We start from the raw sequence: 26,349 nt of genomic DNA on the forward strand, positions 1-26,349 counted from the left end.
TGTGCTCCTTACGGCGGGGCGGGCGAGTTCGTTGCTGTCCGACCCGGTCACGTGGTCTCAAGTTCGTCGTCGAGGTAGCCGAAGAGTTCGTCGTCGGTGGCCGAGGTGAGGTCGGAACCGTCGTCCTCGTCCGCGTCACCGGCCCGCGCGTCGCTCCAGCTGGCGAGCAGGGCACGAAGCCGCAGATCCACCTTTGTGGCGGCGCCGTCGTTGAGGGCGAGCAGTGCGCTCTCAAGGCGGTCGAGCTGGTCGAGGACGCCGGTCTCCGGCTCGATTTCGGTGCGCGGGAGCAGCGTGAGCACATGCCGGGTGATCGCGGCGGCCGACGGGTGGTCGAAGACGAGTGTCGAGGGCAGCCGCAGTCCGGTGGCCGAGGTGAGCCGGTTGCGCAGTTCCACCGCGGTCAGCGAGTCGAACCCGAGGTCTTGCAGCGGGCGGCCGGGCTCGATGTGCGTGTCGGTCGAGTGGCCGAGCGCCGCCGCGACCTGGCCGCGGACCAGGTCGAGGACCGTCTGTTCGCGGTCCGCCGCGGACTGGCCCGCGATGGTGTCGGCGAACGTCACGGTCGCGGCGGGGGCCGCCGTGGTGACGCGGCGGGCGGGGGCGCGGACCAGACCGCGCAGTACCGGGGGCAGTGTGCCGTCCGCCGCCTGTCCGCGCAGTGCGGCGGTGTCGAGGAGGAGCGGCACGAGTGGCGTGCGGTCGTCGTCCGCCACCGCGTCGAACAGCGCGAGGGCGTCCTCGGTGGGCAGTTCGCGGATTCCGGAGCGGCTGAGCCGGGCCCGGTCACCCGCGTCGAGCTCCGCCGTCATGCCGCTCGCGGCAGCCCACATGCCCCAGGCGACCGAGACACCGGGCAGGCCGAGCGAGTGGCGGCGCCGCATGAAGGCGTCGAGTGCCGCGTTCGCCGCGGCGTAACTCGCCTGGCCCGCGCTGCCGATGATGCCTGCCGCCGAGGAGAACACGACGAAGGCGGACAGGTCGGCGTCCCTGGTCAGTTCGTCCAGGTGCTGCAAGCCGTCGATCTTCGGGGCGAACACGCGGTCGATCCGGTCGGGTGTCAGCGAATCGAGCACGCCGTCGTCGACGATGCCCGCCGCGTGCACGATCGCACCGAGCGGCCGGTCGAGGGAGGACAGGAGCGCCTCCACTGAGTCACGGTCGGCGATGTCGCACGCCGCCACGGACACCTCGGCACCGAGGGCCACCAGCTCGGCGCGCAGTTCTTCCGCGCCCTCGGTGGCCGACCCCTTGCGTCCCGCGAGTACGAGGTTGCGGGCGCCCCGCTCGGCGACCAGATGCCGGGCCACCAGCGCACCGAGCGTGCCGAGTCCGCCGGTCACCAGGACCGGGCGGTCCGGGTCGATCGGCGCGGGCACGGTCAGTACGACCTTGCCGGTGTGCCGGGCGTGGCCGAGGTGGAGGAACGCCTCGGGCGCACGGCGGACGTCCCAGGCCCGTACGGGCAGGGGGCTCAGCAGGCCCGCCTCGCAGAGCGCAAGGACCTCGACGAGGACCTCTTGGACCCGGGCGGCGTCCGGCTGGGTGCGGTCGTACGTGGCGTACTTGACGCCGGGCGGCAGATCGTCGGGTTCACGGTCGTAGGTAGTGCCTGGCTCGATGAACCGTCCGCCGTCGGAGAGCAGTTGGACGGAGGCGTCGATGAACTCCGGCGCGGGCAGGGGGCCGTCCATGAACTCCCGTACCAGCGCGTTCAGTACGACGTCGACGCCACGGCCGCCGGTCTCCACGGCGAACTTCGCCGCGAAGTCGGTGTCGAGCGAGGACGCCAGGTGCGAGTCGGGCACGCCAGCCTCCCGCACGGCGTCCCAGTCGGCGGGGCTCGCGGTCGCGTAGACCTCCGCGCCCCAGTGCCGCGCGAGTTGCACGGCCGCCATGCCGTCGGCGCTCGCCGCTCCATGGACGAGGACGGACTCGCCGGGGCGCAGGTCTGCCAGGTCGCGCAGGGCGTAGTGGGTCGCGAGGAACGCCAGCGGTACGGATGCGGCCCGCGCGAAGGACCATCCGGTGGGCATCGGGGCGACCAGCCTGCGGTCGGTGACCGCGAGTGGCCCGAAGGCCTGGGTGGCCGTGCCGAGCACGCGGTCGCCCACCACCAGGTCGGTCACCTCCGCGCCGGTCTCGGTCACGACGCCCGCGATGTCGTTGCCCGTATCGGCACCGCCGGAGTGCTCGCCGAGGGCGCTCAGCACGTCGTGGACGTTCAGGCCCGCCGCGCGGACGGCGACGCGTACCTCGCCGGGCGCGAGGGGGGCGGTGGCGTCGGGGTGCGGCACCAGGGTGAGGTCGTCCAGCGAGCCGCGCGGCCGGATGTCGAGGCGCCAGGGGCCGTCGGCGGGCGGGGCGAGCGGGCTGTCGGCGGTGGCACGGGTGAGCCTGGGCACGGTGACCAGGCCGGCGCGTACGGCTGCCTGGGGCTCGTCGCCGGCCAGCACAGCGGGCACGGCGTCGGCGGAGTGCGCGGTGTCGAGGTCGATCAGCGCGAACCGGCCTGGGTTCTCGGTCTGTGCCGTCCGCACGAGCCCCCACACGGCGGCCTGCGCCGGGTCGGGCGATGCGGTGTCGACCGCGCCACGGGTCACGAAGACCAGGCGGGCGTCGGCAGTCCGCTCGTCGGCGAGCCAGTCCTTGGCCAGTTCCAGTGCCCAGGAGACCGTCTCGCGCGCCGCCTTTCCGCCCGCACCGGACGGTAGGGGGCAGGGGACGAGCAGGTCGGTCACGCCGTCGAGGGCACCGAAGTCGGACACGGTCAGCGCGTCGACGCCGAGGCCGTCCCCGCCGAAGTACTCCCCGGCGAAGTCGTCGTCGCCGAGCACGGCAAGTCGGACCGTCCTGTCCCCGGTCACGTCGACAGGCTGCCATTCCAGCGCGAACAGGGCGTCCGCGGTCGGCGATGCGGCCTTCTGGAGCTCAACCGGCCGCATCACAAGGGATTCGACGGTCGCGACGGGCCTGCCTGCCGGGTCCGCGACGGCAAGGGACATCTGGTCCTGCCCGGTGGGCGACCAGCGCACCCGCAGCGTCGAGGCGCCGACGGCGTGCAGCCGTACTCCCGTGAAGCTGAACGGCAGCCGGGGGCCGCCGCCGATCTCGTCGAGGGCGCGGAGGACCGGTGCGTGCAGGGCGGCGTCGAGCAGGGCGGGGTGCACGCTGAAGCCTTCGCCTCCGGTCCCGTCGGGCAGGGACACCTCGACGTAGACGTCGGAGCCGAGGCGCCAGGCCGTGCGCAGCGCGCGGAACACCGGCCCGTAGCCGTAGCCGAGTTCGGTGAGGCGGTCGTAGACGTCGTCGACGTCCATCGGTGTCGCGTCCTGCGGCGGCCACGCCGCCAGTTCGGTCGCCGGTGCGTCGCCCGTCGTGAGCGCGCCGGTCGCGTGCTCGGTCCACGGCGTGTCCCGGTCGGCGTCCTCGGCCCGCGAGTGGATCCGGATGTTCCGCCTGCCTTCGGACTCCTCGCCGACCGCGACCCGCAGGGCGATGCCGCCGTGTTCGGGCAGGACGAGCGGGGCGTGCAGGGTCAGTTCCTCGACCGTGTCGAGCCCGCAGTGGCTCGCGGCGTGCAGGGCGAGGTCGAGGAAGCCGGTGCCGGGGAACAGCACCCGGTCGCCGACGCCGTGGTCGGCGAGCCAGGGCTGGGTCCGGGTGGACAGCCTGCCGGTGAAGACGACGCCGCCGGTGTCGGGCAGCGCGACCGCGGCGCGGAGCAGCGGGTGGTCGCCCGTGGCGAGGCCGAGGGCCGTTGTCGCCCCGTCGCCCGTCGGCGCGACAGCCGCGGTCAGCCAGTAGTGGTCGTGCTGGAACGCGTAGGTGGGCAGGTCGACGCGGTTGCCCCGGCCGCCGAGGGCCGCGGCCAGGTCGCATCGCGCGCCCCGGACGTGGAGTCGCGCGGCGGCGAGGGTCAGTGCGTCCGGTTCGGGCCGCTCGGAGCGCAGCGTCGGGATGAACACGGCGTCGGGGGCGCTGTCCTGGCCCATCGCGGCGAGTGCGCCGCCGGGTCCGACCTCCAGCATGGTCGTCACGCCCTGCGCGACGAGCGCCGTGACGCCGTCGGCGAACCGCACGGGCCGGCGCACATGCCGTACCCAGTGGTCGGGTGACGTCAGTTCGTCTGCGTCGACCGGCGCGCCGGTCAGCGTGGACACGATCGGCAGCGCGGGCGGGTTGGCGGTCACGCCCGCCACGACGCTGCGGAATTCCGCAAGCATCGGCTCCATCAGCGGCGAGTGGAAGGCGTGGCTGACCCGCAGCCTTGTCACCTTGCGCCCTTGCGCCTTGAGGCGGTCGGCGAGTCCGAGCACTTCGAGCTCACTGCCGGACAGGACGAGGGATTCAGGGCCGTTGATGGCGGCGATGCCGACGTTCTCGTTGCACTCCGGCGTGATCTCGTCCTCGGTGGCCTGTACGGCGACCATGACGCCGCCGTCGGGCAGCGCCTGCATGAGGGCTCCGCGCGCGGCGACGATCGTGCAGGCGTCGGCCAGGGAGAAGACGCCCGCCACGTGCGCGGCGGCCAGTTCGCCGACCGAGTGGCCGGCGAGCGCGTCGGGCGCAAGGCCCCAGGACTCCCACAGTCGGTAGAGCGCGACCTCGACGGCGAACAGCGCGGGCTGGGCGTATTCGGTGCGGTCCAGGAGGGCCTGGTCGTCGCCGAAGACCACGTCGCGCAGCGGCACGGCGAGGTGCGGGTCGAGGTGGGCGAACGCCTCGTCGAGCGCGTCGGCGAAGGCGGGGTGCGCCTCGTACAGGCCGCGACCCATGTCGATGCGCTGGGAGCCCTGGCCGGAGAACAGCACGGCGAGCCTGCCGCCGTCGGGGGTGCCCCGCACCACGGCCGGGTGGTCGGCGCCCTCGGCCAACGCGTCGAGTCCGGTTCGCAGTTCGGCCGTGTCGGTGCCGAGTACGACGGCACGGTGGTCGAGCGCGGCCCGCCCGGCCGTGAGCGTCGCGGCGACGTCCACCGGCGAGAGCTCGGGCCGCTCGTCCACGGTGGACGCCAGGCGGGTGGCCTGCTCGCGCAGCGCGGACGTGTCACGGGCGGACAGCGCCCACGCAAGGGTCCGGCCGTCGGGCTCGTCCGCGGGGGCCGGGGTTTCGGGCTCGGCCTGTTCGAGGATGACGTGGCCGTTGGTGCCGCTGACGCCGAACGCGGAGACGGCGGCGCGCCTCGGCCTGCCCGCCTCCGGCCACGGCCGCACCTCGGAGAGGAGCTCCACGGCGCCGGTCGTCCAGTCCACGTGCTCGGACGGGTGGTCGAGGTGCAGGGTGCGCGGCAGTACGCCGTGCCGCATCGCCTGCACCATCTTGATGACGCCCGCGATGCCCGAAGCCGCCTGGGTGTGGCCGATGTTGGACTTCAGCGCGCCGAGGAGCAGCGGTCGCTCGACGGGGCGGTCCTGGCCGTAGGTGGCGAGGAGTGCCTGCGCCTCGATGGGGTCGCCGAGCCGGGTGCCCGTGCCGTGGCCCTCGACGGCGTCCACGTCCGCGGTGGACAGGCCGGCGTTCGCGAGCGCCGCGCGGATGACCCGCTGTTGTGCGGGCCCGCTCGGTGCGGAGAGGCCGTTCGACGCGCCGTCCTGGTTGGTGGCGGAACCACGGACGACGGCGAGCACTTCGTGGCCGTTGGCCCGTGCGTCGGAGAGCCGTTCGAGGAGGATCAGGCCCGCGCCCTCGCCCCAGCCGACGCCGTCGGCGGCGTCGGCGAAGGGCTTGCACCGGCCGTCGGGGGCCAGGCCGCCCTGGAGGCTGAACTCGGCGAAGGCCGTGGGTGTCACCATGATCGCCGTGCCGCCCGCCAGGGCCATAGAGCACTCCCCCGACCGCAGCGCCTGCACCGCGAGGTGCAGGGCGACCAGGGAGGACGAGCATGCCGTGTCCACGGTGACGGCGGGGCCGCGCAGGCCGAGTGAGTAGGCGATCCGGCCCGATACGACACTGAGCGCGTCGCCGGTCAGCCGGTAGCCGTCCATCTCGGGCGTCGCCTGTTCCAGGGTGCCCGCGTAGCTCTGCGGTGAGGCGCCGACGAACACGCCGGTGAGGCTGTCGCGTACGGATGACGGGTCGATGCCCGCACGCTCGAAGGCCTCCCAGGCCAGTTCGAGCACCTGGCGCTGCTGGGGGTCCATGGCGAGGGCCTCGCGCGGTGCGATGCCGAAGAAGCCCGCGTCGAACCCGCCCGCGTCGTCGACGAAGGCGCCTTCCAGGGTGCGGCTGCGGCCCTGGGCCTCCGCGTCGGCCGGGTACAGCCGGTCGGGGTCCCAGCCGCGGTCGTCCGGGAACGACCCGACGGCGTCGTGCCCGCCGAGGACGAGCGACCACAGGTCCTCGGGTCCGCGTACGCCGCCGGGGTAGCGGCAGCTCATCGCCACCACCGCGATCGGATCGTCGGCGGCACTCGGCGCGGTCCCGGCGAACGTGGCGGACGCGGCGGTCTGCCGCTCGCCGAGCACCACGGTGTGCAGGTGGTCGGCAAGGGCATCCGGCGTCGGGTGGTCGAAGACGACGGTCGCGGGCAGCCGTACGCCGGTGGCGGTGTTGAGGCGCTTGCGCAGCTCGATGGCGGTGAGTGAGTCGAAGCCCAGCTCGCGGAAGGCACGGTCCGCCGTGACGGTGTCGGGCCCTTCGTGGCCGAGCACCGTCGCCGCGTGGCCGCGTACCAGGTCGAGCAGGTGCCGGTGCCGGTCGACGTCGTTGAGCCCGGCAAGGCGGTCGGCGAGCGCCCCGCCGGAGGCCGGCTGTTCCACCGCGTCCTGCGCGGCAATGTCGACGACGTCGGGGATGTCGCTGATCAGCGGGCGTGAGCGGGCCGCCGTGAAGCCGGGGGCGAAGCGGGCCCAGTCGATGTCCGCGACGGTCAGGGTCGTCTCGCCCGTCGCCAGGGCGGTGGCGAGTGCGCCGACCGCGAGTTCGGGCCGCATGGGGCGCATGCCTCGGCGGCGCAGCTGGTCGTCGAGGTCGCCGGTCACCATTCCGCCGCCCGCCCACATGCCCCAGGAGACCGAGGTGGCGGGCAGTCCTTCGGCGCGGCGGCGCTGTGCGAGGCCGTCGAGGAAGGCGTTGGCGGCGCCGTACGCGCCCAGTTCGCCGCTGCCCCACACCGCGGATCCGGAGGAGAACAGCACGAACGCGTCAAGCTCGCGTCCGGCGCACAGCTCGTCGAGGTGGGCCGCGCCACCGGCCTTCGCCGCCAAGGCGTACGCGAGGTCCGAGGTGTCCGTGTCGGCAAGCGGCAGGGACGGTACGGTGCCCGCCGCGTGGAAGACCGAGCGGATCGGGGTGCCTTCGGCGTCGAACCGGGCGAACAGATCGGCGAGCGCGGCTCGGTCGGCGGCGTCGCAGGCGGCGATGGTGGCCTTGACGCCGAGTCCGGTCAGCTCTGCTTCCAGCTCCTGCGCGCCGGGGGCGTTCGCGCCACTGCGGCTTGTCAGCACGATGTGCTCGGCGCCGTTGCCCGCGAGCCAGCGGGCCACGTGGCCGCCGATGGCGCCGGTGCCACCGGTGATCAGTACGGTGCCCTTGGCGCGCCAGTTCTCAACTGTCGCCGCCGGTGCGGGGGCCGGGGTCAGCCGTCGCACGGACACGCCGGAGGCCCGGATCGCCAGTTGGTCCTCGTCCGCGAGACCGGCCAGGGCGGAGACCAGGCGCGTCGCGGTCCTGGCGTCGGGGGTCACAGGCAGGTCTACGATGCCGCCCCAGCGGCCCGGGTGTTCCAGGCCGACGGCGAGGCCGAGGCCCCATGCCTGGCTCTGCGCCGGGTGGGTCAGCGGGTCGGACCGGCCTACGGACACGGCGCCCGTCGTGGCCAGCCACAGCGGCGCGCCGATCCCGGCGTCACCGAGCGCCTGTACCAGCTCCAGCGTGCCGGAAAGGCCCCTCGGGACGGTCGGCGACGCGGGGTCGGACTGTTCGTCGAGGGCCAACAGGGAGAGCACGCCGCTGAGTTCGGCGTCCGCGGCGCGCAGCGACTCCACCGAGCCGTCGGCCTCCAGGACGTCGGCGCCGTGGGCGCGCAGAGCGTCGACAGCGGCCGCATGCCACGGGTGCTCCGCCTCGGACGGCGAGCCGACCACGAGCCAGGTGCCGTCCAGGGCCGGTGCGGCGCCGGTGCCGAGCGCGTGCCAAGTGACCCGGTAGCGCCACGCGTCGACGGTGGACCGCTCCTGCCTGCGGCGCCGCCAGCCGGCCAGGCTCGGCAGCACGTCGGTCAGCGGCGCGTCGGCGGGCACGTCAAGGGTGGTGGCGAGGTCGCCACGCTCCACCGCGGACCAGAACTCCTCAAACGCGGGGTCAACGGCTCCCGTCGGACGGGCCGTCTCCTCCAGCCAGAACCGCCGACGCTGGAAGGGGTAGGTGGGCAGCTCCACATGCTGTCCGGCGGGCACCGTCTGCCGCCACTCGAAGGGCAGACCTTCCACGTACGCTTCGGCGGCGGAGAGCAGGAAGCGGTCGAGGCCGCCGTCGGTCCGGCGCAGCGTCCCCACGACGACGGCGTCACCGCCGGTCGCGTCCAGCGTCTCGCGTACCCCGAAGGTGAGTACGGGGTGCGGGCTGCACTCCACGAACGCGCCGACCCCGTGGTCGAGCAGGCCACGCGTGACCTCTTCGAACCGCACGGTGTTGCGCAGGTTCTGATACCAGTAATCGGCGCCGACCTCAGTCCCGGTCAGCCACTCCCCCGTGACCGTGGACAGCATCGGCACACTCGCGCGGAGGGGTGCAACTCCCGCAAGGACAGCGGCCAGTTCTTCCTGGATGCGCTCCACATGCGGCGAGTGCGAGGCGTAATCGACAGGCACCTTGCGGGCCCGCACCTCATCGGCCGCGCACGACTCGACCAGCTCGTCCAGCGCGTCGGCATCACCCGCCACCACCACCGAACGCGGACCGTTCACCGCGGCAACCGATATCCGCCCGTCCCACCGCGCGATCCGCTCACGCGCGGCGTCGACCGTCACGGCAAGCGACACCATGCCGCCCTGACCCGAGAGCGCCAGGATCGCCTTACTGCGCAGCGCCACGACCTTGGCAGCGTCGTTCAGGGACAGCGCCCCGGACACATACGCGGCGGCGATCTCACCCTGGCTGTGCCCCACCACCGCATCCGGCTCCACACCGTACGAACGCCACAGCGCGGCCAGCGACACCATCACCGCGAACAGCGCGGGCTGTACGACGTCGACACGCTCCAACTCGGCACCGTCAGCAAGGACCTCGTGCAGCGACCAGTCCACATAGGGCGCAAGCGCATCGGCACACGCATCGAGAGAAGCACGGAAAACCGGCGACGACTCCGCCAACTCCGCACCCATACCCAGCCACTGCGAACCCTGACCAGGAAAGACAAACGCCACCTTGCCCACAGGCCGCGCCACACCGATGGCCACGCGGGCCGACTCGACGCCTCCAGCGACCGCCGTCAGCGCCTCGGCGCCGCCCGCGACCACGACGGCCCGGTGATCGAACACCGCTCGGGACAGCAGGGCATCAGCCACGTCGACCGGCGCAAGCGCCTCTGCCGCGGTGGCGAGTTGGGCGGCGTGGGCGCGCAGGGCATCCTCCGTGCGCGCGGAGAACACCAGCGGAACCGGCTCGGACGTCGGCAGCGGGTCGACCGGGGTCTCGTCGGGCGCCTGCTCGAGGACGGCATGGGCGTTGGTGCCGCTGATGCCGAACGAGGACACGGCGGCCCGCCGGGGGCGCCCGACCTCGGGCCACGGCGTGGTCTCGGTGACCAGTGACACGGCGCCCGACGTCCAGTCCACGTGCGGGGTGGGCTCGGTGATGTGCAGGCTTTGGGGCAGTACGCCGTGCCGCAGCGCGAGGACCATCTTGATCAGCCCTGCGACGCCGGAAGCAGCCTGCGTGTGACCGATGTTGGACTTCACCGAGCCGAGCAGCAGCGGCCGGTCGGCGGGGTGTTCGCGGCCGTAGGTGGCCAGGAGGGCGTCCGCCTCGATCGGGTCGCCGAGGCGGGTGCCGGTGCCGTGCGCCTCGACGGCGTCGACCTCGGCGGCCGGGACGCCCGCGTCGGCGAGCGCCTGCCGGATGACCCTGCGCTGCGCGGGGCCGCTGGGGGCGGTGAGGCCGTTGGACGCGCCGTCCTGGTTGATCGCGGTGCCCTTGATCAACGCGAGTACGGGGTGCCCGTTGCGGCGCGCGTCGGAAAGCCGCTCGAGGAGCACCATGGTGGCGCCCTCGGCGAGGCCGAACCCGTCGGCACTCGCCGAGAACGCCTTGCAGCGCCCGTCGGGGGCCAGCGCGCGCTGCCTGCTGAACTCCACGAACATGCCCTGCGACGGCATGACCGTGACGCCGCCCGCAAGGGCGAGGGGGCACTCGCCGCGCCGCAGCGACTGCACGGCAAGGTGCAGGGCGGCAAGCGACGAGGAGCACGCCGTGTCGAGGGTGACGGCGGGTCCGTTGAACCCGAACGAGTAGGAGAGCCTGCCGGACGCGACGCTCGCGGTGTTGCCGGTGAGCAGATAGCCCTCTAGGTCCGCGGGGGCCTCGTGCAGCTTCGGCCCGTAGTCCATCGTCATCGCGCCCACGAACACGCCCGACTGACTGCCCCGCAGCCCTGCCGGGTCGATGCCCGCGCGCTCGATCGCCTCCCAGCCGATCTCCAGGAGCAGTCGCTGCTGCGGGTCCATCGCCAGGGCTTCGCGCGGCGAGATGCCGAAGAACTCGGGGTCGAACTGGGGGGCGTCGTGCAGGAATCCGGCCTCGCGCTGGTAGTAGCCGCCCGCCCGCTCGGCGTCCTCGTCGTAGCGCCCTTCCAGGTCCCAGCCGCGGTCGGTGGGGAACGCGGTGATGCCGTCGCCGCCCGCGGAAAGGAGCTCCCACAGGTCATCGGGGCTGCGCACGCCACCGGGCAGGCGGCAGCTCATCGCCACGACGGCGATCGGCTCGTCATCCCCGACCGTCGCGAAGGCCAGCGGCTCGTCGTCATCGGCCGGTGTGCCGAGCAGGATCCGGTCGATGCGCTCGGCGAGGCCACGGCACGTCGGTGTGTCGAACACCGCCGACACGGGCAGGTTCAGGCCGGTGGCCGCGTTCAGCAGGTTGCGCAGGGTCACCGCGCCGGCCGAGTCGAGGCCCAGTTCGAGGAGCGGCGCGTCCGCGTCGGCGGCGGACGCGGTATCCCCGACAACGGCGGCCAGCTGCGCGCGGACCAGGCCGAGCAGGAAATCGGCGCGGTCGGGAGCGGCCGCGATGCGGTCGGCAAGGGTCGGTACGGGGACGTCCCCGGGCGCCGTGTGCAGCGGGTAGGTGGGCAGCGGCACCGCGCGTGCGTACCGGCCGTCGAACACCGCGTTCCAGTCGGGAAGCACGCCGTGCGCGTGCAGTTCGGCGAGCGCGGCAATCATCTGGTCGGCGCCGCCGCGCTCCCTGCGCAGCGTGCCGACGACGGCGGCCTCCACGCCCGCGTCCTCGGCGGACTCCTGCACGGCCCTGGTCAGCACGGGGTGGGGGCTCGGCTCGAGCAGCAGTCGGTGCCCGGCTGCCAGGACGGCGCGCGTGGCGCTCTGGAAGTCGGCGGTGTTGCGCAGGTTGCGGCACCAGTGGTCCGCGGTGAGGGTGAGCGGGTCGACCCGCGTGCCGGTGGTGCCCGTATAGATCGGCACCTCGGTCGGGCGGGGCGTGATCGGCGCGAGGCCCTCGCGCACCAGATCGAGCACGGAGTCGACCTGGCGGCCGTGCGCCGCGAGCCGGATGGGGATGCTCCTGGCCCTGACGCCGTCGGCTGCAAGATCGGCGAGGAATTCGGTGGCCTCGTTCTCGGTGCCGGAGACCAGGACCGAGCCCGGGGCGTGCACGGCGGCCAGGTCGAGGTTCTCGTAGCGGGTCAGCCGTTCGCGCACCTCGTCGGCCGAAGCCAACACGGACAGCATCACGCCGCGTTCGAGCAGGTGGACCTGCGCCTGGCTGAACAGGGCAACTGCCCGCGCACCGTCCTCGACGGACAGCGCGCCCGCGACCGTCGCCGCCGGGATCTCGCCGACGCTGGAGCCGATGACGGCGCCGGGTGACACACCCCAGGACCGCCACAGCGCGGACAGGGACACCATCATCGCCCAGAGTGCGGGCTGCGCCACGTCCGGCCGGTCGAGGGACGGCGTGTCCGTCGTGCCGCGCAGCACGTCGAGGACGGGCCAGTCCACGTACGGCGTGAGGGCCTCGGCACAGGCATGCAGTTGCTCGGCGAACACCGGCGACGTGGCGAGGAGTTCGTCGGCCATGCCCAGCCACTGCGGCCCGTGGCCGGGGAACACGAAGGCGATGTCGTCCGCCGTGGCCCGCGCCGGTCCCCCGGCTGCGAGCCCCGGCACCGGTATTCGCCCCTCGCTGACGGCGAGCAGCTCCTCGGCGAGCCGGGTGCGGTCCCCGCCGACCAGTACGGCGCGCCGGTCGAGCGCGGGCCGGGTGGTGGCGAGGGAGAAGGCGATGTCGACGAGCGGAAGGGTCGGCTCGGCGTCGATCAGCGCGTGCAGATCGGCGGCCCGCGCCCGCAGCGCGTCGTGGCTGTGCGCCGATAACGTGATCGGGACGGCGGGCCCGTCCGGTGCGGTGCGGCCTGGCCCGGGCCGGCCCGAGCGGAGTGCGGCCTCGACCAGCGCGGGAACGCCGTCGGACCACTCGTGGTCGGTGTCGAGCCGGTAGGCGAAGGTCACCGTCCGTGCGCTGTCTCTTCGCGTGAGCACGGCGAAGGCACCGTCAGCCCCGACCAGCGCCAGGTCGCACTCACCTGATCGCACGGCGGCCACGGCATCGGCGAGGGGGTCGTGTCCGGTCCGGCAGGCACCGTGAAAGCCGAGCACGCGTGACAGCTCGACAGCGTTGTCCTCGCCCTCTGCGTCGGCGGCCAGGTAGACACCGACACCTGTCCGCTCGTCCGCGCCGATGCCTGCGTCCTCACAGGCCGTCCATGCCGACTCCAGTTCGGCTGTCCGGTCCGCGGGCAGCGGCGCACCGGTCAGCTCAGCCAGTACACCGTGATCGCGCTCCGCCTGCACCGGTGCCGCTGACGCGGCTCCAATGACGGCGACAGTGCCGGTGTGCACCCCTTCGGATAAACGCATGGCAGCCTCGGCCTTCGTCAGTCATCCACTGGAACTGGAACTGGAAACAAGCATGGTTGGCCTGAATCGGCTCGATACTTTCTCGGCCACTTGGCCGCGACAACGAGCGCAAGTCAAAGCCAGCGATCCAGAAATTGTCAACTGCGGTCTATTTTCGGTCTGTCACAGGCGGAAAACGTTCGTAGGGCATGCGTAGGCGCGGGTCAGGGGCGTGCCGACTCACGCGATTTACCGTTCGGACTTCTAAAATTTACCCGGTTATTAACGCGACCAGGAGAGAGGCAGAACCACCTCTCGCCGACTCGCCAAGAAGCGTTTGCCCTATCGTGCAGCGGGTTTTGCCTCATCGCGCAGCGGGAGCCCGCACCCGGCGACCGGATCGGCAGCACCGCCCGCGCATCACCAACCCGTCATACAGCTGTCGCAATCCAGCCATACGAGTTCCGTTAAGAATCCAGCCGCCATGCACGATCACTCTGAAACAGTGAATGAATAAAGGGCTGAAACTATCCAGTCGACCGCGCATGCCGAAGCTCGCACAGGCCGAAGCTCACGCAGGGGGCGCCGATACGAACCGGCGGCACAGGCCCGGGAAACACGGGGACGACCCGTCAGCGGGCAGAGGATTGGGGGGTCAGTCACGCCGCCCTGCTGGGGGCGACGACTGCTACACCACTCGAGACTCCGTTGGCTGAGTGGGGGGGCAACGGTAGTGAGGGAACCGGCGTGGGTATGACTGTGGGGGTGCGGGGAAGAGCGGCGCACAAACCCCCGGGCGTCTCCACGAGACGCCGGCCGGGATCGAAGTGCGCGATGGTCGGAGTTCGCGACCCATCAGCCGAGAGCTGGAGAAGTAATAAGTCGTTCAACAGAACAGCGACTTGCGTTCAGCCGCAGGTACAGCCCATCTGGTCTTCACACGGGCAGCCAAGGCGGTACGCCTGCAAGTGCGGGACCCGCATCATGACTGGCCGATGGCCATCCCCCTTCATATAAGCCCCGCGCAGCCGTCGGGATCGATACGGAGGACCAACGGAGGGCACTCCGAGAAGACCGAATCAGTCTGCGAACGGGTGGCACATGGTCGGATCAAACGCGATACCCAAGGCCTCGCGCTCGGCCCAACAGTAACCGAGCGGGTGTAGCCCGCACCAGACTCTCTTTTTGTGGCCGGCGGAAGCTGAACACCACTTCTCCGCCGACGCATAGGAAGCGCTTCCTGATGTGGTGAACGCGCCCGTTTATATGCCGCCGCGAATGCCTGCCACCTCCACCACCTGCCATCAATCTCCGCAGTTCGCGTCCGCGACAACTGACTCCGGAGTATTTAACGCACCGCACTCCGCTTCCGGGCTCGGGTGCTCACGGGGTGGCCATGCCCGTTTCACCGTGCACGCGCTCCGTATCCTGTCCGTTTCGAACCCACAGGCGGTCGTTGTGTTTCACCTCACACGCCCCGTACTTCAACAGACCAATAGCGCAGCGGCATTCGCCTGAGCGCCTTGCTTGACGACACGGGGCCGCCCTCCGCCCCAGCGCGCCGAGCAACTCGACTATTTTCAGCCCGAGTTGGCTTGAATGACATGACCTCCTGACTCGTGTCCCATGTCCGGGGCGAGAGCAGTGACGTAGAGGTATCTCAGGGCTTTCCGACGCGCATGGTGACGCAGACCAATACGGGCAAGACCGGGTACCGAGAAGAGAGGTGCCCGTGCGAGCGATCAAGAACAACTCCTCCGCCGCCACGCCTGAATCCGTGTTTCTCGAAGGCGGCCCCCACAGTTCTGTGCCCCACCACTCGGAAAGAGCGGTGGGGCACAGAACTGTGCGCGCATGACCCGTCAGTCGCGCCAGTCGTACGGCGCGTGCGGAACGTACGGCGCGTGCGGAACGTACGGGGAGCCACCCTGGACGGGCACCTGCTCCGGGTCGGACGTGTGGTGCGGCACCCCCTGGCCGGGGTCGCCCTGATTCCGGACCGGGACAGCCGGCCGGATGCGGCGCTGCCACCGGGCGGCCCGGCCGAACAGGGCGGCGAGCGCGGGCGTGAAGAACATCGCCATCACGAACGACGAGAGCATGACGCCGAAAGCGACCGCGAACCCGACCTGGGAGAGCGAGGTGTCACTGGCGAGCAGCATCGAGGCGAAGGTGCCCGCGAGGATCACACCGGCGGCGGCAATGGTCGGTCCGGCGTGCTGGATGCTCTCGGCCGTGGCCTCCCCTGGACCAAGGCGCCGACTCTTGTCGCCCACCTTCACCTCGGCCATCGACACCATGACGGTCTGCACCCTTTTGCGCGGCGACGGCGGCGTGGTGACGACCTGTTCGGCCTTCTCCTGGATCTTCTGCGCCTGGATCGACTCGTGGTGACCGGGAAGGAACTTCGCCTGATCGGACGTGGTGGTGAGGGACGGGGCGTAGCCGATCACTGCGGCCCCGGCGATGAGCCAGGTGAGGATCACCAGCCAGCGATGGCCGACGACGAAACGTCCTGGTGCGTTGAACACGGTTCCTTCCCAGGGGTGCAGAGACGCAGCGGTCAGGCTCTTCGCTGTAGCTGTAGCTGTAGCTGTAGCTGTAGCTGTAGCTGTTCCATCAGCCAAACAAACCGGGTGGGAGGGCAGACAGAGCGGTTCGTGTGAAGTGGAAGCGACCAAGGTTGCAACCTCGGGGCGCGCTACCCACTTTCGTATGCTTCGCGTTGACCAATGACGCCCGGCACAGTCGCCTTCGAGGTCTCGAAGGCGACGGATGGCACTTAGTGGTGCCGTTGGGGCGCATCCAACGCGACGGATGTGTCGCAGGCGTGGGGCCCACTCGGATGTACCGAGGTAACGATCACTCCGCTGATCTGGGGTTCTTGCGCTGGTTGGCGTTGAAGCGTGCCTTCTTCTGACGATTCCCGCACGTGTTCATGTCACACCATTTGCGGGTGCGACTCTGGCTGGTGTCGAAGAAGGCGGCTTGGCAGGTTGGTGATGCGCACAAGGCCAGTCTTCCGTCTCGCTCGCCCGCGATGACGCTGATCGCGTCGGCGGCGATCACGCTGAGGGCATCTTCCACACAGGAAGCCGAGCCCAGTAGCCAACGCCGCTTGCCCTCGGGCGTCAGGACAGCCACGGCCCGACCCTGAGCGCTGTAGTCATTGATGACTTGGGCAGCAGACGCGGGGAGAGCGTCCTGGATCGCGGCCGCTGTCGCGGCGGCGTGAATCGACTCCCTCAGCTCCCTGGCGTGGTCGAGCTGGGCGGTGGTGCAGGAGTCCACGGCGAGGCCGTTCACTGCGAGCCAGTCGACGAGCCGGTGCGGCGTGGGAATGCGCTCCACAGCGTCGCCATGACGCTCCGACAGAGTCCCCGTGAAGCTGGTCGCCAGCACATTACCGAGGCGGAAGTCAGGGAACGCAGCAGGCATGGAACCACCTTAGCCGGTTGCGGCGTGGCTCGGAAAACTGCTAGAACCTTCTTAGCCGGTTCACGATAGGTCGTAGCCGGTTCCGCGACGGCCAGGAGGTCTCATGCCGCGTCCAACCAGCGACGTGCAAGCATTTGAAGCCCACGCAACTGACGCCGACCTCGACGATCTCCGTGCGCGACTGGCCGCGGCGCGACTGCCGGAGGCCGAGACGGTCCATGGCGCCGCGCCCGGCCCTCGCCGATGGGAACAGGGCGTTCCTCTCGCCGACCTCGTCGATGTCGTGAACTACTGGCGCACCGGGTACGACTGGCGGTCGTTCGAAGAGCGCCTCAACCGGATCGGCCAGTTCCGCACGACCATTGATGATCTGGGAATCCACTTCCTGCACCGCCGATCCGCGCGCGCGGATGCCACTCCTCTGATCTTGACGCACGGCTGGCCGGACAGCATCGCTCGGTTCATCGATGTCGTGGACGAGCTGGCAGATCCGAAGGACGCGGACGCGCCGGCGTTCCACGTCGTGGTCCCGTCGCTGCCCGGCTTCGGTTACAGCGACAAGCCGGCCACCACCGGGTGGGGAACCGAAAAGATCGCGGCCGCCTGGGTGGAATTGATGGGAAGGCTCGGCTACAGCAAGTTCGCAGCCCACGGCGGCGACTGGGGAGGCAATATCACCACGGTCATCGGCGGTAGGTTCCCGGCGCACGTTCTCGGCATCCACACGACGTTCGCGGAGGGACCGCCCGGGTTGACGACGGACGGGCTGACGGCGGTCGAGCGCAAGTGGACCGAGGAAACCAGCGACTTCTGGAGCCACCGCGCGGCGTACGCGAAGCAGCAGGCGACCCGACCGCAGACCATCGGCTACTCGCTCGTCGACTCACCGATCGGGCTTCTTGCCTGGATCCTCGACAAGTTCGCCGAGTGGTCGGACACCGAAGACAGCCCGTTCGAGACGATTTCCAGAGACCGCATTCTTGACGACGTCACCCTGTATTGGCTGACGCGGACCGGCGCATCGGCGGCCCGTATTTACTACGAAAGCCACAACTCGCTCGATCCCGAACTTCGGGTCGACGTCCCCTCAGCACTCACCATGTATCCCCGCGACGTCGAGAAGTGTCCGCGACCCTGGGCGCAGGAGCGGTACCGGCAGATCGTGCGATGGAGGTCGCCCGAAACCGGGGGACATTTCCCGTCGCTGGAGGTGCCCGAGTATTTCGTCAAGGATCTGCAGGAGGGCCTCGCGGCAGTGCTGGCCGCTAATCGGTGAACGCGGCCGGGTGCCGGCACTTGGTCAACGCCTGATCCGGCTCAAGGCGTTGCCCTACGGCTTCCGCGTCGAATCAGTCTTTTCGTCGCCGACTGCGCTCAGCGGGTGACGAGCCCCGCGTCGTAGGCGAGCAGCCCCGCCTGCGTCCTGTTCGTGCACTCCAGCTTGACCAGCATGCGCGAGACATAGCCCTTGATCGTCGCCTCGCTGAGGAACAGCTTCGTGGCGATCTGGGCGTTCGAAAGGCCCTCGCCGAGGCAGGTGAGCACGTCCGCCTCGCGCTCCGTGAGCTTGCCGATGAGGTTCTTGGCGCGCTCGCGTGCCGCATCCTCGTCCGAGGAGGAGGCGACGATACGGCGCATGGCGACGGGCGAGAGAACCGTGTGCCCGTCGGCGGCGACGCGGACCAGGTCGATGAGGTGCTCGGGGGGCGTGGATTTCACCAGGAATCCGCTGGCCCCGCTGCGCAAAGCACGCATCACATATTGGTCGGCGTCAAATGTGGTGAGCGCCACGACTTTCGGTGGCTGGTCGAGTTTCATGATGCCTTCGATCGCCGTGAGGCCGTCTACCCCCGGCATCCGCAGATCCATGAGAACGAGATCGGGGCGGTGCCGCACGACACTCTCCACGGCGGCCGCACCGTCGTGGGCTTCATCGACGATGTCGATATCATCCGCGGATCCGAGAATCGTCCTCAGATGCGCGCAGACCATGGGCTCGTCATCAACGACCAACACCTTTACGATTCCGCGCCCCATGTCATGCAGTCTACCTAAGAGTTGTCCCGCCGATCATCTTCGAGTGAATGTGTGCGGGGTCATATCTGGTTCGGGCTCATCCTCCGGCAGTCCATCCGCCGCTGGGCCACCACCACCGACGAGGTCCTCGCCGAGGTCCCACTCGTCGCGACCAGGGTCACGGGACCGTGGTGGGGCATTCTGCCGGAAGGACGGACTCCACGTGAAAGCCGCCGCCACTGACAGGTCCGAACTCGAAGGTTCCGCCGACCAGTTCGACCCGCTGGCGCAGCCCCTTCAGGCCACTCCCCGAGCCACTGGACGCCAGCTCCGTGTCCACCGCATCCCTGGCCGCCGAGTTCGCCACCCGCAGCCGCACCTGCCCCGCCTCATGGCGCACTTCCACCCGTACCGAGCTGCCCGGCGCGTGCTTCCGTACGTTCGTCAGGGCCTCCTGCACCACCCGATACGCGGTACGCGCCACCACCGGCGACCACACCGACCGGTCCCCCAGCTCATCAAGCTCCACATCGACACCCACCGCCCGCGACTCCTCGACAAGCACCGAAAGCCCCACCCCCTCAACCCCGACCCCAGCACCAGCACCAGCACCAGCACTTGGCATCACCAACTCCGCCGACTCCAACGCCTCCAGACTCGCCGGAGACCTCAACACCCCCACCACATCCCGCAACTCCTCCAACGCCTGACACCCCGCGGCCCGCAACCCTTCCGCCTCCGCACGCACCACCTCATCCGACGACGACACCCATAACGCCCCCGCCTGCAACACCATCAACGACACCCGATGCGTCACCACGTCATGCATCTCCCCGGCCAGACGCACCCGCTCCTCGACACGCGCCCGCTCAGCCAACAAGAACTGCTCCCGCTCCGCCCGTTCGGCACGCTCCGTCAACATCTCGATCAACCCACGCCGCGCCCCCACATACATCCCCAGCAACCCCGGCACCGCCGTCACCAGCACCCCCGGCGCCGCCACCACGAACGACAACTCCCAGAACCGAGCCGCCACCAACACCAACAACCCCGTCAACGCCCACGCCACTCGCGTACGCGACGAATACACCACCGCCGAATACGCCGCGAAAGGCCCCGACATGGCTATCCACACTCCCGACTGCTCCCTCGATGCCACCAGGAGTCCGGGCGCCGGCCACACCGACACCGTCATCACCACCGATGCCACCAGTGCCACAGCGAGGACCATCAGGGGCCGCCTCCGCCGCACCAGCAGGGTCAGCAACACCACGGTCTGCAGGGCCAGGCCGACCCACGGGCCGCAGTCGGGATCGCTCTCCGCCCGAGATCCGTTCCACGCGGCAACGAGGACGCTGAGCAGCACCAGGGCTATGAGGAGCCCGACGTCAAAGGCAGGAAACCGCCGCGACGACGCCTTCGTTGACAAGCGCACCCCTTGCATGTCGGCTCCACGCCGTGCTGTTGTCGTGCAGAGCTTAAACCGTTCCCAACTGGTGTACGTAAGTCGCACTCCCCTACCGCCACCCAGCAGGCAGCACCTCATCGAGAGGACCGCGCCGCACACAGCGGCCGCCTTCGAAGAGCGCGGCGTTCTCAGTGAGCGCTCGCACTGCGGGCACATCGTGACTGATGAACAGCAGGGCGGTTTCGGCCGGGGCGAGGAGACCAGGCAGCGCGTCGAGCGCACGCTCCCGGGAAACGGTGTCCAGTGCCGACGTCACCTCGTCGCAGATCAGAAGTGCCGGACGTGCCGTCAGGGCCCGTACGAGCGCGCAACGCTGAAGCTGGCCGCCGGACAGCCGGGACGGGGTTCGGCGCAGGAGCGCCGCGTCAAGGCCCAGCCTTTCCGCCGTCTCCAACGCCTCAGTCGTCGCCTCCTCGCTTCGAAGACCGCGCAGAAGCCGCGCTGTGTCGGTCAGTTGCTCGATGAGCGGACGGTGTTCCTCGAAGGAGCTTGCGCTGTCCTGGTGCACGTATTGGACGACGCGGCGCTGTGCGGTCGTACGGCGGTCGACGCGGGCAGGGAGCGATCGACCGTCGATCCTCGTCCCGCCCAGAGTCGGCGTCGTCAGTCCGGCAAGAACGCGGGCGAACGTCGTCTTGCCCGAGCCGGAGGGGCCGAGCAGCGCGGTCCTGCTGCCGGGTGGAAATGCCATCGACACCGGCCCGGCGAGGGGATCGGCGGATCTGCGGCGCACGACTATCTCCTCGGCCACGACCCCTCCCGGGCCCTGCCGGGCCGGAGCGGCGATGCTGGGACCCGCCTTGCCGTCCGACCCGGTGCGATGTTCCGCGGCAAGCAGTTCCCGGATGGCCGGATGGCGGCCAGTGGTCAGCCCGACGGTGGATGGCCTGGGTCCGGGTGCGGGGCAGCCTGGGCCGAGGATGTCCGTCGTCGGTCCGTTGTCCACGGCCCGGCCGTGCTCAAGAACGACGACCCGATCTGCCGTCCGGCGCACCATCGGCAGGTCGTGGCTGAGCAGCAGAACGCCGACACCGTCGTCCGCGAGCCGACGGACCGTCCGGCCCAGGGCGTGTGCGAGCGCCGGGTCAAGGCCGCTCGTCGGTTCGTCGAGTACCAGCAGCCGTGCCCCCGTCACCAGAGCGGAGGCCAGCGCCAGGCGCTGCTGCTGACCACCGGAGAGCTGGTGCGGAAAGCGGCGCCGGACCGACTCCCACTCCAGTCCTGCCGAGACCAGTGCCCTGCGTGCGGCGGCCTTCCGCGCGGTCCGTCCCGGTTGCCCGAGGACCGCGAGCTCCGTCAACGCGCCGCCGACCCGGCGGACCGGATCCAGTACCGATTCCGGATGCTGCGGCAGATGGGCCGCACGGCCCGCCCGGGCCGCGGGACGTCTGACCGGCGCGAGGGTCATGAGATCTGTGCCGCCGAGCAGGACACGTCCGGCCAGCCGCACGCCGCCGCGTGAGGCGCCGAGCGCCGCAAGACCGAGCGTGGTCTTGCCACTGCCCGACGGGCCGACGACGGCGACCACGGCACCTGCCGGGACGGCCACTTCGACCCGGTCCAGGAGCGGGCGCGGGCTCCCGTCGGCATACGCGGAGATCTCCGGGATCTCCAGGAGCGGCATGTCGGAGGAACCGTTCACGGCCTTCTTCTCCTGTGGGCGAGGGCGCGGTCCACCAGCAGGTTTCCGCCGACGCACAGCGCCGTCAGGAGACCGGCGGGTACCAGGACGGCGGCGGGCTGGGTGAACAGGGCGTCGCTGTTGCGCTCGATGAGCACGGCCCAGTCGGGCGAGGAAGCGGGGAGTCCAAGACCGAGAAAGTTGGCGGACGCCAACAGGTACAGCACGGCGGAGAACCGGCCGCCCGCATCGGTGGCCAGCGGAGCGGCCAGCTCCCGCGCCAGATGCCGGAGATGGATGTACGCCCAGCCGTGCCCCTGCATCCGCAGCGCCTCGACGACCGTGCGGGAACCCGGCGCGAGCGCGGCGCCACGCACCAGGCGTGCGACGGCGGGGACTTGAAGCATTCCGGCGACCGTCACCAGCCAGAACCACTCACGGTGCCCCGTCGCGGCCAGGGTCATCAGGACCAGCAGGCCGGGGAAGGCGAGGAGCAGATCCAGTGCACGCATCACCGCCTCGTCCAGGCCACGCCGCGGACCCGCGGCCAGCAGACCCAGCGGAACCCCGGCGGCCATACCGACCAAGAGTGCCGCCAGGGCGCTGCCCACCACCGAGGCACCGCCCTGCAAAACGAGCGCCAGCACGTCGCGTCCAAGGACGTCCGTGCCGAGCAGGTGACCCGCCCCGGGCGGCTGCGAAGGCAGCGCATCCTCGTCCGGTGACGCCTCCCCCGCCAGCCACGGCCCCAGCAGGGCCGCGAGCACCGGCACCCCCAGCAGAAGCAAGGCGATCCACGGCATGCGCGGTCGTACCTCACCCACCGGGTCGGCCTTCTCCGGCAGCATCACGCCGTCACCTCCCTGCGCGGTGCGAGGCGGTGGGCGACCAGATCGGCGACGAGGTTCACGACGACGGCGGTGCCCGCGAACAAGAGTGCATACGTCTGTACTTGGGGCAGGTCCCGGTTCTGCACCGCCTCGACGAAGCCGCTGCCGAGGCCGCGGAATCCGAACACCGCCTCCACGAGCACGGCGCCGCCAAGGAGCCCCTCCACGCACCGGGCGTACTGCTGGGCGGCGGGGCCGAGGGCATTGGGCAGCACGTGGCGCAGCACCACCGTGCGTTCCTGCATGCCGAGGAGCCGTAGGTGCTCGGCGACGGGGCCAGGCTGTTCGGCCGCTACGCCCACGCGGATCTGGCGCGCCAGATCACACAGGTGCCTGGCCGTCAGTACGGTGACGGGGAGCACCAGGACCGCGGGCTCCGCCAGCAACGCGGCCGTGTCCATACCGACGGCGGTGGCGGGCAGCAGTCCGGCCGCCAGCGACACCGATGCGACGAGCAGCAGCCCGAGCACGAACTCCGGGACGGCGTGCAGCAGCACGGCGGCCGCGTTCAATGCACGGTCGGTGCGGCTCCCCTCTCGCAAACCGGACATGGTGCCGAGCAGCGGCGCCACCACGGTGACGAGGACCAGCGCAGGCACACCGAGCAGCAGCGTCACCCCGGTTCGGCGGCCGATGTCGTCGACCACGGGCAGCCCGGTCGTCAGGGAGTTTCCGAGGTCACCGGTGAGCAGGCGGCCGAGCCAGTGCCAGAAGCGGGTCCAGGCCGGTTGGTCAAGGCCCAACTGTTGCCGTAGCGCTGCCACTTGTTCGGGCGTACCGAGTTCACCGCGCAATACGTCGGCGGTGTCGCCGGGAAGGAGCGACCCGACGGCGAACACAGCCACCAGTACGAACAGGCATTGGACCAGTGCCAGGAGCGAACGCCGCAGGATGTAGGCGCGCACCTCAGCCGATGCGGACCCGGTCGAAGCGGGCCCAGTCGTGGGAGTTCGGCGGTGCCGCGCGCAGGCCGCGGACGGACTCGTCGATGGCGTCGTTGGCATCGGAGAACGCCCACACAAGGAGGCCGGATTCGTCGCGGGCGATCTTCTGGGCGCGGGCAAGCAAGCTCAGCCGATCCTTCTCGTCCCGGGTGGTTCGGGCTCGCTCGAGCAGCGCGTCGAACTTCTTCGACGCGTACTGCGTCTGGTTGCGGGCCGCTCCGCCACGGACCCGCTGTTGCAGGAAGTCGGAGACAGGCAGGGTGGAGGTGGTGTTGAAGGCGGCGACGCCCTTCGTCTTGATCTCGGAGAAGTAGGTGCTGGAAGCACGGGTGTTGGCCGTCAGCTTCAGTCCGACCTCGCGCAGCTGCCGCGCCATCAGATCCGCGGCCGGCTCCCACGCGGCGTCGACGGAACTCGTCTCCACGGTGATGTGCAGGCCATCGGCGCCGGCCTCCTTCACCAACTTGCGCGCTTCGTCGACATCCCGTGCACGCGGCTCGAGGTCGTCCGGGTAGCCGCGCAGGCCCATCCCGAACAGGTCGTCGCCGATCTCACCGTGGCCGGCAAGCGCGATACGCACCAGCGCCGCCCGGTCGATGCCGAGCTGTACGGCCCGCACCAGGCGTGGATCGTCGAACGGCTCGCGGCCGGTGCGCAGGAGGAGCTGCTGCGCGGTCGCCCGCTCGGCCGTCAGCAACCGGGTCGAGCTCTCCTTCTTCAGCCGTTCCACGGAGGAACCGGCCATGTCGGCGGCGTAGTGCACCTGCCCGGACAGCAGCGCGTTGAGCCGCGCCGACTCGTCGTTCGCCGGGACGATCTCGAGCCCGGCGATGTGCGGAGCGCCGTCCCAGTGGTCCGCCCAGCCCCGGTAGCGGGCGATGCCTCCGGGCGTGAACGACACATAGGTGAAGGGACCGGAGCCGACGGGCTTGCGGAAGTCCTTCGTCCCGTCGGGGATGATCTCGGTGCCGGGGCCCGCGAGGACGGATGGGAACTCGAAGTTCGGCGCCTTCAGCTTGAAGACCACGGACCGTTCGCCGTCGGCCTTGCTCGCGGCGAAATCGATCGAGGAGAGCAGCACCTGCGAGGGCGAGCCGGTATCGGGGTCGGCGGCGCGGCGGTAACTGTAGAGGACGTCGTTCGCGGTGACGGGCTTCCCGTCGTGGAATTCCGCCGCGCGCAGACGTATTCGCCACCGGGTGCCGGAGGCGTCGCTCTCCCATGACTCCGCGAGGCGCGCACGGACGGACATGTCGTCCGCGTACGTACCGAGCGTGTCGTAGAGGGCCTTGGCGCGGGCTTGGTCGACGAAGTTCGGGGCGACGTGGGGGTCGAGGGTTTCCTGGGAGCCGCCGGCCGTGAACGCGGCGCGGAACCGGTCGCTGCCTCCCCCGTCCTTCCCGTCCCCGCCGCAGCCGGTGAGCAGGCCGGACGCGGTGAGCGCCAGGGCGCCTCCGGCGGCAAGGACTCCTCGTCTGCCGGGTTCCGGTCGCTGCTTCGGCGCCGTCCGGGCATACGTGATCACAGTCGATCCTCTCCGGGGTGTCCTCGCCCCTGCTGTCAGACCGGCGACGGGTCAGTCTCCTGACTCCCGGATCGTCGCTCGCCTCCGCCTTCCCGTCCACGTGCGCGGACAGTGGCGTGCAGGAGGATCGCTCCCCGGTCACAGTGGCGGGACCGCGCCGGATTCACACCGGCTTCCTGGCTCCCGTCGCCTCGTGTGCTCATTGTTGCGTACGAGGCAATAGGTGCGGGCCGTGCGGTGAGCGGTGACGTCAAGCAGCCCGCGCCGTGGGCTTCGGCAGCGGCGCGAGGGACGCGTACTCCAGCGGTGCGGACGGGTCGATCGACACATCGAGCGGAGCGGGTTGGGCGCCGGAGCGGACCAACAGGTCACCGACGGCGGCGATCATGGCACCGTTGTCGGTGCACAGCGTCATCGGCGGTACCCGCAGCTCGATGCCCGCGGCCCGGCAGCGCTGTTCGGCCAGGGCCCGCACACGGGAGTTGGCGGCCACTCCCCCGACCACGATCAGTGTCCTCACGTCGTGATCGCGGCACGCACGCAAGGCCTTACGGGTGAGGACGTCGGCGACGGCCTCCTGCAGCGCGGCCGCCCCGTCGGCGACCGACGGCTCCGCGCCACGCTGCCGGTGCTGCTCCACCCAGCGTGCGGCGGCCGTCTTCAATCCGGAGAAGGAGAACGCGTACGGGTCGTCCCCGGCCCGGGTCAGCGGGCGCGGGAAGGTGACCGCGCCCGGGTCGCCGTCACGCGCGGCGCGGTCGATGGCGGGCCCGCCGGGATACGGCAGGCCCAGGATGCGGGCGACCTTGTCGAAGCACTCGCCGGCCGCGTCGTCGAGCGTGTCGCCCAGGTGCAGGATCAGCTCGCGCACCAGGTCCGGGACCAGGAGCAGGGAAGTGTGGCCACCGGAAACGATGAGGACCACGCACGGCTCGGGCAGCGGGCCGTGCTCAAGGGTGTCGGCGGCGACATGTCCGGCCAGGTGGTGCACTCCGTACAGCGGGACGTCCGCCGCGTAGGCCAGGGACTTCGCACCGGCAAGGCCGACCTGCAGGGCGCCGGAGAGGCCGGGTCCCGTGGTGACGGCGACGGCGTCGATCTGCTCAAGTCGCAGACCGGCGTCCGCCAGGGCTTGTCGCACGACCGGAGTGAAGGCGTGCAGATGGGCGCGGGCTGCGATCTCGGGCACCACGCCACCGAAGCGGGCGTGTTCGTCCATGCTCGACGCCACCACGTGGGCAAGGAGTTTCCCGCCCCGCACGATGCCCGCGCCGGTTTCGTCGCACGACGACTCGATCCCCAGCACCACCGGTCCACTCACCGCGACCCTCCTTCTGCACATTGTCGCTAGTTGCAATATATGTGCAATAA

General features: G+C 70.7%; 11 protein-coding genes and 1 riboswitch. Of the genes, 1 reads left to right on the plus strand and 10 read right to left on the minus strand.

Features of this window, described 5'->3' with window-relative positions:
* Positions 1–47 precede the first annotated feature (47 nt).
* From ACFQ7F_RS14600 to ACFQ7F_RS14610, 3 genes are all read right to left on the minus strand, one after another.
* On the minus strand, positions 48–13,097 hold the full coding sequence (locus tag ACFQ7F_RS14600) for a type I polyketide synthase (RefSeq protein WP_383270313.1): 13,050 nt from the start codon (positions 13,095–13,097) through the stop codon (positions 48–50).
* 1,841 nt (positions 13,098–14,938) lie between these two features.
* A complete protein-coding gene (locus ACFQ7F_RS14605; protein ID WP_383270314.1) occupies positions 14,939–15,607 on the minus strand; it encodes an MMPL family transporter in 669 nt (222 codons plus the stop codon).
* Positions 15,608–15,938: 331 nt separating this feature from the next.
* A complete protein-coding gene (locus ACFQ7F_RS14610; RefSeq protein ID WP_383270316.1) occupies positions 15,939–16,514 on the minus strand; it encodes a CGNR zinc finger domain-containing protein in 576 nt (191 codons plus the stop codon).
* Between the two features lie 103 nt (positions 16,515–16,617).
* Between ACFQ7F_RS14610 and ACFQ7F_RS14615 the strand changes: the two genes are divergently transcribed.
* Entirely contained in the window at positions 16,618–17,790 is a 1,173-nt protein-coding gene (locus tag ACFQ7F_RS14615) for an epoxide hydrolase (RefSeq protein WP_383270318.1), read from the plus strand.
* Between the two features lie 98 nt (positions 17,791–17,888).
* On the opposite strand, the gene ACFQ7F_RS14620 is transcribed toward ACFQ7F_RS14615, so the two are convergent.
* The 7 genes from ACFQ7F_RS14620 to tsaD all read right to left on the minus strand — a co-directional run bounded on the left by ACFQ7F_RS14620 (position 17,889) and on the right by tsaD (position 26,287).
* On the minus strand, positions 17,889–18,551 hold the full coding sequence (locus tag ACFQ7F_RS14620; protein WP_383270319.1) for a response regulator: 663 nt from the start codon (positions 18,549–18,551) through the stop codon (positions 17,889–17,891).
* Positions 18,552–18,708: 157 nt separating this feature from the next.
* Positions 18,709–19,959: a sensor histidine kinase gene (locus ACFQ7F_RS14625; RefSeq protein ID WP_383270320.1), complete on the minus strand. Its 1,251-nt coding sequence runs from the start codon at positions 19,957–19,959 to the stop codon at positions 18,709–18,711.
* Positions 19,960–20,047: 88 nt separating this feature from the next.
* Positions 20,048–21,640 (minus strand): ABC transporter ATP-binding protein, encoded by a 1,593-nt coding sequence (locus ACFQ7F_RS14630; RefSeq protein WP_383270321.1) that lies wholly within the window; start codon positions 21,638–21,640, stop codon positions 20,048–20,050.
* Complete coding sequence (locus ACFQ7F_RS14635) at positions 21,637–22,467, minus strand: ABC transporter permease (RefSeq protein WP_383270383.1); 831 nt, start codon at positions 22,465–22,467, stop codon at positions 21,637–21,639. The genes ACFQ7F_RS14630 and ACFQ7F_RS14635 overlap by 4 nt, the downstream gene beginning before the upstream one ends.
* A complete protein-coding gene (locus tag ACFQ7F_RS14640; RefSeq protein WP_383270323.1) occupies positions 22,467–23,414 on the minus strand; it encodes an ABC transporter permease in 948 nt (315 codons plus the stop codon). The genes ACFQ7F_RS14635 and ACFQ7F_RS14640 overlap by 1 nt, the downstream gene beginning before the upstream one ends.
* Before the next feature lies 1 nt (position 23,415).
* Positions 23,416–24,978 (minus strand): ABC transporter substrate-binding protein, encoded by a 1,563-nt coding sequence (locus ACFQ7F_RS14645; RefSeq protein WP_383270325.1) that lies wholly within the window; start codon positions 24,976–24,978, stop codon positions 23,416–23,418.
* 52 nt (positions 24,979–25,030) lie between these two features.
* Positions 25,031–25,157: riboswitch (cobalamin riboswitch) on the minus strand.
* Between the two features lie 71 nt (positions 25,158–25,228).
* Complete coding sequence (gene tsaD, locus ACFQ7F_RS14650) at positions 25,229–26,287, minus strand: tRNA (adenosine(37)-N6)-threonylcarbamoyltransferase complex transferase subunit TsaD (RefSeq protein WP_383270385.1); 1,059 nt, start codon at positions 26,285–26,287, stop codon at positions 25,229–25,231.
* Between the last annotated feature and the right edge of the window lie 62 nt (positions 26,288–26,349).

The organism is Streptomyces sp. NPDC056486 (assembly GCF_042795295.1).
Classification (GTDB): domain Bacteria; phylum Actinomycetota; class Actinomycetes; order Streptomycetales; family Streptomycetaceae; genus Streptomyces.

Coding starts and splice junctions, on each gene's coding strand:
- ACFQ7F_RS14635 (WP_383270383.1), bottom strand. CDS start 22,467: ATGCTGCCGGAGAAGGCCGACCCGGTGGGTGAGGTACGACCGCGCATG.
- ACFQ7F_RS14615 (WP_383270318.1), top strand. CDS start 16,618: ATGCCGCGTCCAACCAGCGACGTGCAAGCATTTGAAGCCCACGCAACT.
- ACFQ7F_RS14620 (WP_383270319.1), bottom strand. CDS start 18,551: ATGGGGCGCGGAATCGTAAAGGTGTTGGTCGTTGATGACGAGCCCATG.
- ACFQ7F_RS14600 (WP_383270313.1), bottom strand. CDS start 13,097: ATGCGTTTATCCGAAGGGGTGCACACCGGCACTGTCGCCGTCATTGGA.
- ACFQ7F_RS14610 (WP_383270316.1), bottom strand. CDS start 16,514: ATGCCTGCTGCGTTCCCTGACTTCCGCCTCGGTAATGTGCTGGCGACC.